The sequence below is a fragment of the Streptomyces sp. NBC_00258 genome, from assembly GCF_036182465.1.
GTDB lineage: Bacteria > Actinomycetota > Actinomycetes > Streptomycetales > Streptomycetaceae > Streptomyces.
Window position 1 is genome coordinate 4,588,452 of sequence record NZ_CP108081.1, and the last position, 12,473, is coordinate 4,600,924.

The window sequence follows — 12,473 nt, forward strand, 5'->3', positions numbered from 1 at the left end:
GCGACAGTGAGCGGAACGCCGTATCCGTTATGCGGACAGGGGTTCCATAAAGCGGAACCGTCCCTTAGATTTCCTGCGCGTTGCACAGGTGATCAGTGAGGGGACGGAGCCGCCGTATGTCTGAAGCGCCGGATGCGCCAAGAGCGCCCGAAGGGAAACCGCCGGTGGAGACCCCGCCGGTCGTGACACCGCCTGTCGTCACACCGGTCCGTGTGGTGATCGCCGTCTGTCTGATCGCGCCGTTCGTGGCGATGCTCTGGGTGGGCTCGTACGCGAAGGTCGACCCGGCCTTCATCGGCATCCCGTTCTTCTACTGGTACCAGATGCTGTGGGTGTTCATCTCGACCGCGCTCACGATGGTCGCGTACAAGCTCTGGAACCGTGACCAGCGCGCCCGCAAGTCCCAGAAGGAGGGCGCGTCCGCATGAACGACGGCGTGAACGGCGTGGCACTCGCCGTCTTCATCTTCTTCTTCGTGGCCGTCACGGCCATGGGCTTCCTGGCCGCGCGCTGGCGCAGGGCCGAGACCGAGAGCCTCGACGAATGGGGCCTGGGCGGACGGTCGTTCGGCACCTGGGTCACCTGGTTCCTGCTCGGCGGCGACCTCTACACGGCGTACACGTTCGTGGCGGTCCCGGCGGCGATCTACGCGGCGGGCGCGGCCGGCTTCTTCGCCGTGCCGTACACGATCCTCGTCTACCCGCTGATCTTCACGTTCCTGCCCCGCCTGTGGTCGGTCTCGCACAAGCACGGGTACGTGACGACGTCGGACTTCGTGCGCGGACGCTTCGGCTCGAAGGGCCTGTCGCTGGCCGTCGCGGTGACGGGCATCCTCGCGACGATGCCGTACATCGCGCTCCAACTGGTCGGTATCCAGGCCGTCCTGGACGTGATGGGCGTCGGCGGCGGCGAGGACACCAACTGGTTCGTCAAGGACCTGCCACTGCTCATCGCCTTCGGTGTGCTGGCCGCGTACACGTACTCGTCCGGTCTGCGCGCGCCCGCCCTGATCGCGTTCGTGAAGGACACGCTGATCTACATCGTCATCGCGGTGGCGATCATCTACATCCCGATCAAGCTGGGCGGCTTCGACGAGATCTTCGCCAAGGCGGGCGAGGCGTACAGCCAGACCAACCCGGCGACGGGCGCGCCGCGTGGTGCGCTGGCACCGGGCGAGGCGGGCCAATGGACTTACGCCACGCTGGCGTTGGGCTCCGCCCTGGCCCTGTTCATGTACCCGCACTCGATCACGGCCACGCTGTCGTCCCGCAGCCGTGAGGTGATCCGGCGCAACACCACGATCCTGCCGCTGTACTCGCTGATGCTGGGCCTGCTCGCGCTGCTCGGGTTCATGGCGATCGCGGCCGGAGTCAAGGTCAGCAACGGGCAGTTGGCGATCCCGCAGCTCTTCGAGGACATGTTCCCGGCGTGGTTCGCGGGGGTGGCCTTCGCGGCGATCGGGATCGGTGCGCTCGTGCCCGCGGCGATCATGTCCATCGCGGCGGCGAACCTCTTCACCCGCAACATCTACAAGGACTTCATCCGGCCCGACGCGACGCCGGCCCAGGAGACCAAGGTCTCCAAGCTGGTCTCGCTCCTCGTGAAGGTGGGTGCGCTGGTCTTCGTCCTGACCATGGACAAGACCGTGGCCATCAACTTCCAGCTGCTGGGCGGGATCTGGATCCTGCAGACCTTCCCGGCGCTGGTCGGTGGGCTGTTCACCCGGTGGTTCCACCGGTGGGCGCTGCTCGCCGGGTGGGCGGTCGGCATGCTGTACGGCACTGTCGCGGCCTACGGTGTGGCCTCGCCCACGCAGAAGCACTTCGGTGGTTCCTCGAAGGAGATTCCCGGCATCGGGGAGATCGGGTACATCGGTCTGACGGCGTTCGTCCTGAACGTGGTCGTGACGGTCGTCCTGACCTTCGCCCTGCGGGCCCTCAAGGCACCCGACGGCATCGACGAGACGTCCCCCGAGGACTACACGGCGGACGCGGGCGACAAGGGCGTCCAGGTTGAGCTGCCGCCGGCGACGGCGGGGGCTGGTCACTAGCCCTTTTTCGCCCCCGCCGCCCCTACCCATTCCCGTCACTACTCGGGGGCTCCGCCCCCGAACCCCCGCTCCTCAAACGCCGGAGGGGCTGATCTTCAGCCCGTCCGGCGTTTGAGGACAAGCGCGTTCAGCGCGATACGGGGGTCTGGGGGCGGAGCCCCCAGGGACGGGACGGGTAGGGGCGGCGGGGGCGACAACTCCCCCTGGCGGCAAGGGAGCCCGCGGTTACGCTGGTCGGTGTGACCGCCAGCGCGCCGATCGTCCTCGACAGTGATCCCGGCATAGACGACGCCGTAGCTCTCCAGTACCTGCTCGGCACAGGCAGATGGGACCTCAGGGCCTACACCTCCGTGGGCGGCAACCTCCCGGCCGAGGAGACCTACCGCAACGCCCGCGCCCTGGCGAGAGCCCTCCGCATCGACACCGCCGTCCCGGTCCACCGCGGAGCGGCCCGCCCCCTCACCCGCCTCCCGTACGCGGCCGCCGCCCACTTCCACGGCCCCGCGGGCCTCGGCCACGAGACGCTGCCCGACTCGACCGCCGCACACCTGACGGAGTCCTCCGCACAGGCACTGCTGCGGCTCTCCCGGGAGCACGAGGGCGAGCTGACCGTGTGCGCCACCGGCCCGCTCACCAACGTGGCCATCGCGCTCCTGGAGGACCCGGCCTTCGCCCGCCGCGTGAAGAAGTTCGTGTTCATGGGCGGCAACGCGCAGGTGCCGGGCAACATCACCCCGGTCGCCGAGTTCAACATGTGGGCGGACCCGGACGCCGCCGAGGTGGTGCTCTCCTCCGGCATCCCGTTCACCATGGTCGACCTGGACGCCTCGCACCGCTGGCTGTTCGGCCCCGCCGACCTCGCCGCGCTGGAGGCGGCGGGGGCGGGCGCGGCGCTCGCGGCCCGGCTGCTGCGGGTCTACACCGACTCCTACCGCCGCCACGGCGGAGGCGACTCCTGCCCGCTGCACGACCCGCTCGCCGTGGGCGTGTGCGCGGACGAGTCGTTCGTGACGCTCGCGGAGGGAGCGGTCGTCGTCGAGTGCGCCAGCGAACTCACCCGCGGCCAGACCGTGTTCGTCCCCGCGGCCGCCCAGCGGAACTACTACACCGAGTCGCCCGCCCTGACCGCCCGCACCCGCCACACGGGCCGGGTGGCCCTCGGCCCGGGCCCACGCGACTTCACGAAGGACTTCGTCACGACCCTCCCGCAGTGGCCGGCCGTGGCCTGAGCCCGCCGCCTCGGACGTCCCTGGCACCGGCGCGACGCCCCCGACGCCGGTACCGGTACCGGTACGCGAGAAACTCGGCAGCCCCTCGTCGTACCCCTCGGGCACACTGCCAGGCATGGACATCGTGATCAGGCGGGCGAGGCCCGAGGAGTACGAGGCTGTGGGCGAGATCACCGCGCAGGCCTATCTCGGGGACGGGCTCCTCGACTTCGGCGAGAGCGACGAGTATCTGGGCGAGCTGCGGGACGTCGCGAAGCGGGCCGCGGCCGCCGACGTGCTGGTGGCCGTGCTGGGGGCAGGGGCGGGCGAGCGGGTCGTCGGCGGCGTGACCTTCGTCCCGTCCGGCGGGCCGATGGCCGACATCGCGCGCGAGGGCGAGGCCGAGATACGGATGCTGGCGGTCGCCACGGAGGCCCGCGGGCACGGAGCGGGCGAGGCCCTCGTACGCGCCTGCGTCGACCGCGCCCGGGCCACGCACGGCTGCGTACGCGTCGTGCTGTCCACCCAGCGCACCATGCACAGCGCCCACCGCATCTACGGACGCCTCGGCTTCACCCGCGCCCCCGACCGCGACTGGAACCCGGTCCCGGACCTCGACGACATCATGCTGCTCACCTACGAGTTGACACTCTGACACCCTCCGAAGCCGACACGACACAACATGTGGGGGTGCTTCCCGAGCCCGGCACAAGATGTATGCTCATGCTCGCTGTCGCCGCAGGGGAATCCGGTGCAAATCCGGAACTGTCCCGCAACGGTGTACTTGTGCATGTCTGTCCCTGGAGGAGAGCCGTGCGCCTGGTCAGTCCGAGGACCTGCCGACAGCGTGCCCAGGCCATCCGGCCCGGGTGCCATGACGTCCGGGCCTCGCGGAGTGGGCCGGTGGACGCGGCGTACCGCTGCGCAGAGCGTGTACCCCCGTGTGCCCCGAACCCCTCTCCCCGCAGGCTCCGTGCCGAGCGAGGGAGAGCCCCACGTGACCATCGCGCCAGCCGATCCGGTCTCAGCGAAAGCGCCCCAGTACCAGCAGGACAGGGCCGAGGCCGACGGACCGGGAACCGTGTTGCTGCGGACCCTGGCCGACCTCACCGCCGACCTTCCCGACGCCGATCCCGGCAGGGTCGCCGCCGCCGCGCTGCGCGGCCGGTCCTCCGTCGGGGCCGACGGGATCACCGCGGAGCTGCGCGAGCTGGCCACGGAGGCGGCCGCGGGCCTCATCTCCGAGGACCCCGTGTACTCGAAGCTGGCCGCCCGCCTGCTGACGATCGGCATCGCCGAGGAGGCCGCCTCGCAGGGGGTCCGCTCCTTCTCCGAGTCCGTCGCGGTCGGCCACCGCGAGGGCCTGATCGCCGACCGCACCGCCGAGTTCGTACGGACCCACGCGGCCCGTCTGGACGCGCTGATCGACCTCGAAGGCGACGACCGCTTCGGCTACTTCGGCCTGCGCACGCTGCACAGCCGGTATCTGCTGCGGCACCCGATCACGCGGTCCGTCATCGAGACGCCCCAGCACTTCATGCTGCGCGTGGCGAGCGGCCTCGCCGAGGACGACACGTCCCGCTCGGTCGACGAAGTGGCCGCCCTGTACCGGCTGATGAGCCGCCTCGACTACCTGCCGTCCTCCCCCACGCTCTTCAACTCCGGTACGCGGCACCCCCAGATGTCGTCCTGCTACCTCCTCGACTCCCCGCTGGACGAGCTGGACTCCATCTACGACCGCTACCACCAGGTGGCCCGCCTCTCGAAGCACGCGGGCGGCATCGGCATCGCGTACTCCCGTGTCCGCTCGCGCGGTTCCCTGATCCGGGGGACGAACGGGCACTCCAACGGCATCGTCCCGTTCCTGAAGACACTCGACGCCTCGGTCGCCGCCGTGAACCAGGGCGGCCGGCGCAAGGGCGCGGCCGCGGTCTACCTGGAGACCTGGCACTCCGACATCGAGGAGTTCCTGGAGCTGCGCGACAACACCGGTGAGGACGCCCGGCGTACGCACAACCTGAACCTCGCGCACTGGATCCCGGACGAGTTCATGCGCCGGGTGAACGAGGACCGCGTCTGGTCGCTGTTCTCGCCGGCCGACGTGCCCGAGCTGGTCGACCTGTGGGGCGAGGAATTCGACGCTGCCTACCGCAAGGCTGAGGACCGGGGGCTCGCCAAGAAGACCATCCCGGCCCGCGATCTGTACGGCCGCATGATGCGCACCCTCGCGCAGACCGGCAACGGCTGGATGACCTTCAAGGACGCCGCCAACCGCACCGCCAACCAGACCGCGCTGCCCGGCCACACGGTCCACTCCTCCAACCTCTGCACGGAGATCCTGGAGGTCACGGACGACGGCGAGACGGCGGTCTGCAACCTCGGGTCGGTCAATCTCGGCGCGTTCGTGGACACGGCGACGGGCGACATCGACTGGGAGCGGCTGGACTCGACCGTCCGTACCGCCGTCACCTTCCTCGACCGGGTCGTCGACATCAACTTCTACCCGACCGAGCAGGCGGGCCGGTCCAACGCCAAGTGGCGGCCGGTGGGCCTGGGCGCGATGGGTCTGCAGGACGTCTTCTTCAAGCTGCGGATGCCCTTCGACTCCGCCGAGGCCAAGGCGCTCTCCACCCGTATCGCCGAGCGCGTCATGCTCGCCGCGTACGAGGCGTCCGCCGATCTCGCCGAGCGCAACGGCCCGCTGCCCGCCTGGGAGAAGACCCGTACGGCGCAGGGCGTGCTGCACCCCGACCACTACGACGTGGAGCTGAACTGGCCGGAGCGCTGGGCCGCGCTGCGGGAGCGGATCACCTCGGTCGGCATGCGGAACTCGCTGCTGCTCGCGATCGCGCCCACCGCGACGATCGCGTCCATCGCGGGCGTCTACGAGTGCATCGAGCCGCAGGTCTCCAACCTCTTCAAGCGCGAGACCCTCTCCGGCGAGTTCCTCCAGGTCAACTCCTACCTGGTGGCGGAGCTGAAGAAGCTCGGCGTGTGGGACGCGCAGACCCGGGAGGCGCTGCGCGAGTCCAACGGCTCGGTGCAGGGCTTCACCTGGGTGCCGCAGGACGTGCGCGATCTGTACCGCACTGCGTGGGAGATCCCGCAGCGCGACCTGATCGACATGGCCGCCGCCCGGACCCCGTTCCTGGACCAGTCCCAGTCGCTGAACCTGTTCCTGGAGACGCCGACCATCGGCAAGCTCTCCTCGATGTACGCGTACGCCTGGAAGTCGGGGCTCAAGACGACGTACTACCTGCGCTCGCGCCCGGCGACGCGCATCGCCCGTGCCGCGGGTTCCTCCGCGGCCGCGGCCGCCCCCATTCCCGTACAGGCGACTCCCGACGAGGACGCCGTCGCCTGCTCCCTTGAGAACCCCGAGTCCTGCGAGGCCTGCCAGTAATGACCACCGCTCCCGAGAACACAGAGAACGCCGAGAAGGTCCAGAAGAACCTGCTCGACCCGGGCTTCGAGCTGACCCTGCGTCCCATGCGCTACCCGGACTTCTACGAGCGCTACCGGGACGCGATCAAGAACACCTGGACCGTCGAGGAGGTCGACCTCCACTCGGACGTCACCGACCTGGCGAAGCTGTCACCGGGCGAGCAGCACATGATCGGCCGGCTGGTCGCGTTCTTCGCGACGGGCGACTCGATCGTGTCGAACAACCTGGTGCTGACGCTCTACAAGCACATCAACTCCCCCGAGGCGCGGCTGTATCTGAGCCGTCAGCTCTTCGAGGAGGCCGTGCACGTCCAGTTCTATCTGACGCTGCTCGACACGTATCTGCCCGACCCTCAGGACAGGGCCGCGGCCTTCGACGCGGTGGAGAGCATCCCGTCCATCCGCGAGAAGGCCGAGTTCTGCTTCAGGTGGATGGACTCGGTGGAGAAGCTGGACCGGCTGGAGACGAAGGCCGACCGCCGGCGCTTCCTGCTCAACCTCATCTGCTTCGCCGCGTGCATCGAGGGGCTGTTCTTCTACGGTGCCTTCGCGTACGTCTACTGGTTCCGCAGCCGGGGTCTGCTGCACGGTCTGGCGACGGGCACCAACTGGGTGTTCCGCGACGAGTCGATGCACATGAGCTTCGCCTTCGAGGTCGTGGACACCGTCCGCAAGGAGGAGCCGGAGCTCTTCGACGACCGGCTTCAGGAGCAGGTCACCGACATGCTCCGGGAGGCCGTCGAGGCCGAGCTGCAGTTCGCGCGCGACCTGTGCGGTGACGGCCTTCCGGGCATGAACACCGACTCGATGAGGCAGTACCTGGAGTGTGTCGCCGACCAGCGCCTGGCGCGCCTCGGCTTCGCTCCGGTGTACGGCTCCGAGAACCCCTTCTCCTTCATGGAGCTGCAGGGCGTTCAGGAGCTGACCAACTTCTTCGAGCGCCGGCCTTCGGCGTACCAGGTGGCGGTGGAGGGTTCCGTCGGCTTCGACGAGGACTTCTGATCCTTGCGGTGTCCCTGCTCGGCCTCCCTGAGCTGACGGTCGATGCGCCGGTCGCGCACGATGCCGATCACCGACGGGAGGACGAGCAGGACCAGGATTCCGAGGACGAAGAGCATTGAGACCAGGCCTTCCAGCTGTGTCGTTTCCATGGACACCACTGTCGCGCCGAATGCTCCTTACCGTGAGTGGCAGTACTGCCGCACACCCTCGATTTCCTGCCAGATCGGGTGCACACTGGGCAGCATGCTGAACAACGTGGCCGTCGTCCTGCTCGACGGCGTGCATCCTTTCGAACTCGGTGTGGTCTGCGAGGTGTTCGGCCTCGACCGCAGCGACGAGGGGCTGCCGGTGTACGACTTCGCGGTGGTCTCCGCGGAGACTCCGGGCGCGAGCCTCAGCACCCACGTCCCCGGGTTCACGGTCGCCACTCCGTACGGCCTCGACCGGCTGGAGGAGGCCGACCTGGTCGTCGTACCCGCCGGGAGCACCTATGCCGTGCGCGAGTATCCGCCCGAGATGCTCGACGCGCTGCGCCGGGCCGTGGACCGCGGGGCCCGGATCCTGAGCGTCTGCTCCGGGGTCTTCGTGCTGGGCGCCGCCGGACTCCTGGACGGGCGGCGCTGCGCCGTGCACTGGCAGCACGTGGACACGCTGGCCCGGCAGTACCCGCGGGCGAGGGTCGAGCCGGACGTGCTGTACGTGGACGACGACCCGGTGGTCACCTCCGCGGGCACCGCGGCCGGCATCGACGCCTGTCTGCACATCGTCCGCAAGGAGCAGGGCCCCGAGATCGCCAACGCCATCGCCCGCCGCATGGTGGTACCCCCGCACCGGGACGGCGGCCAGGCCCAGTACGTCGAGCGGCCGCTGCCGCGCTCGCAGTGCGACACGGTCGGCGAGGTGCTCGCCTGGATGGAGCACCACCTCGACGAGGAGGTGACCGTCGAACAGCTCGCCGCTCGCGCACTCATGTCCCCGCGCACCTTCGCCCGCCGCTTCCAGCAGGAGACGGGCACGACCCCGTACCGCTGGCTGCTGCGTCAACGGGTGCTGCTGGCACAGGAGTTGCTGGAGGCCACGGACGAGACCATGGACTTCATCGCGGACCGCACGGGGTTCGGGACCGCGGCCGCGCTGCGCCACCAGTTCGTCCGCTCGCTCGGGACGACCCCGAACGCGTACCGGCGCACGTTCAGAGGCACCGAGGCCGCCTGAACGTGCGCCGCGCACTCAGCGGGCCACCGCCCTCAGCAGCAGCCGATGCGGCCGCAGGGTGATGCCGACGCGGGTCGTGTCGTTGGAGTCGGACACCTGCTCCAGGCGCCACCGTGACGCCACCGCCGCCGTGATGAGGCTGAGCTGGGCCATCGAGAAGTGGTCGCTCGGGCACTTCCGGTTGCCCACGCTGAACGGGCTCATCGCGTACTTCGGCACGTCCTTGGCGCGCTCGGGAAGCCAGCGGTCGGGGTCGAACTCCAGGTTGCCGTCGTACGACCGCGGATCGCGCTGGATCGCGTACGGGCTGTAGACGATGTCCGCCCCGGCCGGAATGCGATACCCGCCCAGTTCGGTTTCGGTCACGGCCCGGCGCGTCAATATCCATACGGCGGGACGCAGCCGCATGGCCTCGACGACGACATTGTTCGTGTGGGACAGCTTCCGCACATCCGCGAATGCGACCGGACGGTCCCCCGCGACGGATTCGACCTCTTCGCGTACGCGGTCCGCGTGTTCCGGATGTTCCGTGAGGACTTGCAGCAGCCACATGATCGTCGACGCGACGGTTTCGCTGCCGGGGGTGAGTATCGCGACGACCTGATCGTGGATCTCCTGTTCGCCGATCGGGTCGCCATTCTCGTCCTTCGCCTCCAGCAATGCCGTCAGCAAATCGTCCGGCTTTTGACCAGACGCCCGGCGTTCGGCGACGATCTCGTCGACCAGGAGGTGCAAATCGGCCAAGGCGCGGTCGAATTTGCGATTGGCCGGAATCGGCAGCCGATAGAGCGGCCCCGCCGGGATCACCATCCGCCGGTACATACCGCGGAACACCGTGGCGAGCGCGACGCTCAGCCGCTCGGCGCGCTCGTCCATGAAGTCGCCGCGCAGCAGACAGCGGGCGGCGATACGGACGGCGACCCGGAACGACTCCGAGGTGCAGTCGATCGTCTCGCCGGACCCCATGCGCTCGGCGAGGGCGTGCGCCTCCTCCTCCATGATCGGCCCGTACTCGGGGATGATGTCGAGCCGGAACGCGGGCTGGATGGTCCGCCGCTGGCGCCGGTGCCGCGGCCCGTTGGCGGTCGCCACTCCCTCCTTGCCGAGCAGGCCTTCGAGGGACTCCCACAGGGGTCCGTCGATCTTGAAGTCGGGGTTCAGCGCCAGCGCCCCGGTGAGGGCCGGCGTGGTGACCGCGTACACCGTCTTCGGGCCGAGCTTCAGCCGGACGACGTCGCCCTGGTCGCGCAGCCGGGCCAGGAAGCCCAGCGGGTCACGGACCAGTTTCAGGCCGTGACCGAGGCCGGGGACCCCGCCCCCCGCGAGGGGCGGGGTGGACAGTTCTGCCGCCTGAGGTGCAGCGGGCCGCACGGACTCGACGGTCATTTCTCACCTGCCGCTTCGTTGTTGACGTACGGGGGTGTTGAGCGGTCGTCCCAGCTGTCGACCATGTACCGGCCGGACTCGTGGTGGAACCAGTACACGGAACTGAACCAGTTCCGCATATTGAACAGACACGCGCGCACGGCATCCGCCAATTCGGCGCCCCGCGCGGAGCCGCCGTCGATCCGGTCGGCGTACCGCAATACCTCCTTCTCGACGTCGAGGAATTCTGCGATGCATTCCTCGACCCGACGCCTCACTTCCTTCACCGCTTCTTCGAGTCGCATTCCCTCGTGGTGAATGAGACTGATTCCGAGATTGTGGACCTCGTCGCCCGCTATTTCTTTCGGGAGCGAACAGAGATCGTTGTACCAGGCGGCGAAATCCTGGCACAGCAACGAAGCCCGACGATATGCGGAGTTCTCCCGTACGGCGGCGGGCAGTTCGCACTCCGCGCTCGGCTCCAGCAGGTCGAGCCAGATCCAGTGCGCGAAAGTCATCCGCCGCAGTTCGAGATATTCGTCGACGGTCGGGACAATTCCTTCCGTGCGGTTGCGGAACTCCTGGTCGTACGCCTCGATGACGGCGTGGAAGTGGTCGGCGAACCGGATGTTCCACCCCTCGCCCAGGAACGAGTACAGCCGCACCATGCTGTCGGCGAACCCCGCTACCAGGGGGTCCTGGTGGTGCAGGTGGTCCCACGGGGAGTCGAGAGCCGTGTGCAGCCGTCGCCGGAGCCGGCGCCAGGCCTCCGGCCGGCCGTGTATGACGTCGCGGTCGTGTCGGTCGTCCCAGACGAAGAACCACGCGCTGTAGTCCGCAATCGCCTGGAGGACCTGATCGGGCGCGCCAATGTAGTAGCCCGCCATCAGGTCCGTGTAGCAAAGCCCGTCGGCATATGCCTCGACCTTGTCCGGGGGCATGAGGCGTTTTTCCAGGAGCCAGGCCCTGGTCTTCTCCTGAAGCCTCGGCCAATACGGATGGAGTTGACGGGGAAACTCGCTCTCGATCACCGGGAGAGAGAGCGCCGGTGGAACCGAGATCGCGGTGTGCGTCGTTGTGGTGCTCTGTGGGAAAGCAGGCACGAACAAACCCCTCTCAGCCGCCTGTTGGCGACACGCCCCTCCCGCTGTGCCGGGCGTGCGCCGTTGCGTATCCCCGCACTTCCCATTCAGCACCACAACTGACCGTTCTGGGAACGGATTTGCTTCACTCACTACCCCACCGTGCCGAGAATCTCCCCTCCCGTGACTGAATATGGATCATTGCGAGCACACAAGGGATCGAACGTGCGACGCACAGACGAACGACGCCTGGTCGGAGGGTGATCCGACCAGGCGTCGTGGATGCGGGACGCTCACGCCCCGGCTGTCGTTCTCTGTCTCATCCGTCCACAGCCGTTCACAGCCGTCCGGAGTCCGTCACGGCCGCTCGCAGCCGTCCCGGCTGTTCTCGGCCGTTCCCCGTGGCGTCGGCAGCGGTGGTTCAGTCGTTCGCGACGACGGGATACCGCGGCTCGTTCTCGGCCATCTGCCGCAGCGCGTCCTTGCGCTCGCGCTTGGAGAGCCGGTCGATGTAGAGGTACCCGTACAGGTGGTCCGTCTCGTGCTGCAGGCAGCGCGCGAAGTAGCCGGTGCCGCGCACCTTGATCGGGTTGCCCTTCTCGTCCTGCCCGCTGACCTCGGCGTAGTCGGGGCGGGCCAGCGGCGCGTACGCCGTCGGCACCGACAGGCAGCCCTCGTTGCTCTCGTCCAGCTGGCGCCGCTCGGCGGGCAGCTCGACGAGCACGGGGTTGCAGACCACGCCCACGTGCCGCTTGCCCTCGTCGTCCGGGCAGTCGTAGACGAAGACCTTCAGGTCGACGCCGACCTGGTTGGCGGCCAGGCCCACACCCTCGGCGGTGTGCTGGCTGGCGAACATGTCGTCGACCAGCTTGGCGAGGTCGTCGCCGAACTCCGTGACGTCCTTGCACTCCTTGTGCAGTACGGGGTTCCCGACGACCGTGATGGGCCGCGAGCTGCCGCGCCCGCGATAGGCCGCCTCACGCTCCCCCGCGTCGTCCTCGCTGTCGATGACGAAGCCCTCGTCGTCCACGGGGAGCACGCCCACGTGCTGCTGATCGGTGTCCTGCTGCGCCATGACCGACGTAAGCCTTCCTCGGAAAACAGGGT

At 68.7% G+C, this 12,473-nt stretch carries 11 protein-coding genes and 1 riboswitch; of the genes, 7 read left to right on the plus strand and 4 right to left on the minus strand.

Annotated features, from left to right (window positions below; genetic code table 11):
* Nucleotides 1–116: 116 nt before the first annotated feature.
* The 6 genes from OG718_RS20310 (at nucleotide 117) to OG718_RS20335 (ending at nucleotide 7,704) form a co-directional block, all read left to right on the plus strand.
* Nucleotides 117–428, plus strand: a complete 312-nt coding sequence (locus OG718_RS20310; RefSeq protein WP_373466181.1) for a DUF3311 domain-containing protein — start codon at nucleotides 117–119, stop codon at nucleotides 426–428.
* Nucleotides 425–2,050 carry a monocarboxylate uptake permease MctP gene (mctP, locus tag OG718_RS20315; RefSeq protein WP_143636390.1) on the plus strand — a complete coding sequence of 542 codons (1,626 nt, stop codon included), beginning with the start codon at nucleotides 425–427 and terminating at the stop codon, nucleotides 2,048–2,050. Before OG718_RS20310 ends, mctP begins: the two co-directional genes overlap by 4 nt.
* A gap of 239 nt (nucleotides 2,051–2,289) precedes the next feature.
* Nucleotides 2,290–3,279: a nucleoside hydrolase gene (locus tag OG718_RS20320; RefSeq protein WP_328844754.1), complete on the plus strand. Its 990-nt coding sequence runs from the start codon at nucleotides 2,290–2,292 to the stop codon at nucleotides 3,277–3,279.
* 115 nt (nucleotides 3,280–3,394) lie between these two features.
* Entirely contained in the window at nucleotides 3,395–3,913 is a 519-nt protein-coding gene (locus OG718_RS20325; RefSeq protein WP_143636393.1) for a GNAT family N-acetyltransferase, read from the plus strand.
* Nucleotides 3,914–3,975: 62 nt separating this feature from the next.
* Nucleotides 3,976–4,116, plus strand: a riboswitch (cobalamin riboswitch).
* 139 nt (nucleotides 4,117–4,255) lie between these two features.
* Entirely contained in the window at nucleotides 4,256–6,661 is a 2,406-nt protein-coding gene (locus tag OG718_RS20330) for a ribonucleoside-diphosphate reductase subunit alpha (RefSeq protein WP_328844755.1), read from the plus strand.
* Nucleotides 6,661–7,704, plus strand: coding sequence for a ribonucleotide-diphosphate reductase subunit beta (locus OG718_RS20335; protein ID WP_143636397.1), 1,044 nt, complete (start codon nucleotides 6,661–6,663; stop codon nucleotides 7,702–7,704). Before OG718_RS20330 ends, OG718_RS20335 begins: the two co-directional genes overlap by 1 nt.
* Here OG718_RS20335 and OG718_RS20340 read toward each other — a convergent pair.
* Entirely contained in the window at nucleotides 7,617–7,853 is a 237-nt protein-coding gene (locus OG718_RS20340) for a hypothetical protein (RefSeq protein ID WP_186001138.1), read from the minus strand. The genes OG718_RS20335 and OG718_RS20340 overlap by 88 nt on opposite strands.
* A 94-nt stretch (nucleotides 7,854–7,947) precedes the next feature.
* Here OG718_RS20340 and OG718_RS20345 point away from each other — a divergent pair, with 94 nt between their 5' ends.
* Nucleotides 7,948–8,919, plus strand: a complete 972-nt coding sequence (locus OG718_RS20345) for a helix-turn-helix domain-containing protein (RefSeq protein WP_143636399.1) — start codon at nucleotides 7,948–7,950, stop codon at nucleotides 8,917–8,919.
* A 15-nt stretch (nucleotides 8,920–8,934) separates the two neighbouring features.
* Here the strand turns inward: OG718_RS20345 and OG718_RS20350 are convergent, their stop codons facing one another.
* From OG718_RS20350 to def, 3 genes are all read right to left on the minus strand, one after another.
* Complete coding sequence (locus tag OG718_RS20350; protein WP_328844756.1) at nucleotides 8,935–10,305, minus strand: bifunctional albaflavenone monooxygenase/terpene synthase; 1,371 nt, start codon at nucleotides 10,303–10,305, stop codon at nucleotides 8,935–8,937.
* Entirely contained in the window at nucleotides 10,302–11,387 is a 1,086-nt protein-coding gene (cyc1, locus tag OG718_RS20355; protein ID WP_143636869.1) for an epi-isozizaene synthase, read from the minus strand. Before cyc1 ends, OG718_RS20350 begins: the two co-directional genes overlap by 4 nt.
* 400 nt (nucleotides 11,388–11,787) lie before the next feature.
* Nucleotides 11,788–12,441, minus strand: coding sequence for a peptide deformylase (def, locus tag OG718_RS20360; protein ID WP_328844757.1), 654 nt, complete (start codon nucleotides 12,439–12,441; stop codon nucleotides 11,788–11,790).
* Between the last annotated feature and the right edge of the window lie 32 nt (nucleotides 12,442–12,473).

What these genes read in the sequence shown, in the direction of transcription:
- OG718_RS20335 (WP_143636397.1), top strand. Translation starts at nt 6,661, where the DNA reads ATGACCACCGCTCCCGAGAACACAGAGAACGCCGAGAAGGTCCAGAAG.
- OG718_RS20350 (WP_328844756.1), bottom strand. Translation starts at nt 10,305, where the DNA reads ATGACCGTCGAGTCCGTGCGGCCCGCTGCACCTCAGGCGGCAGAACTG.
- def (WP_328844757.1), bottom strand. Translation starts at nt 12,441, where the DNA reads ATGGCGCAGCAGGACACCGATCAGCAGCACGTGGGCGTGCTCCCCGTG.
- OG718_RS20310 (WP_373466181.1), top strand. Translation starts at nt 117, where the DNA reads ATGTCTGAAGCGCCGGATGCGCCAAGAGCGCCCGAAGGGAAACCGCCG.
- OG718_RS20340 (WP_186001138.1), bottom strand. Translation starts at nt 7,853, where the DNA reads ATGGAAACGACACAGCTGGAAGGCCTGGTCTCAATGCTCTTCGTCCTC.
- OG718_RS20325 (WP_143636393.1), top strand. Translation starts at nt 3,395, where the DNA reads ATGGACATCGTGATCAGGCGGGCGAGGCCCGAGGAGTACGAGGCTGTG.
- OG718_RS20345 (WP_143636399.1), top strand. Translation starts at nt 7,948, where the DNA reads ATGCTGAACAACGTGGCCGTCGTCCTGCTCGACGGCGTGCATCCTTTC.
- mctP (WP_143636390.1), top strand. Translation starts at nt 425, where the DNA reads ATGAACGACGGCGTGAACGGCGTGGCACTCGCCGTCTTCATCTTCTTC.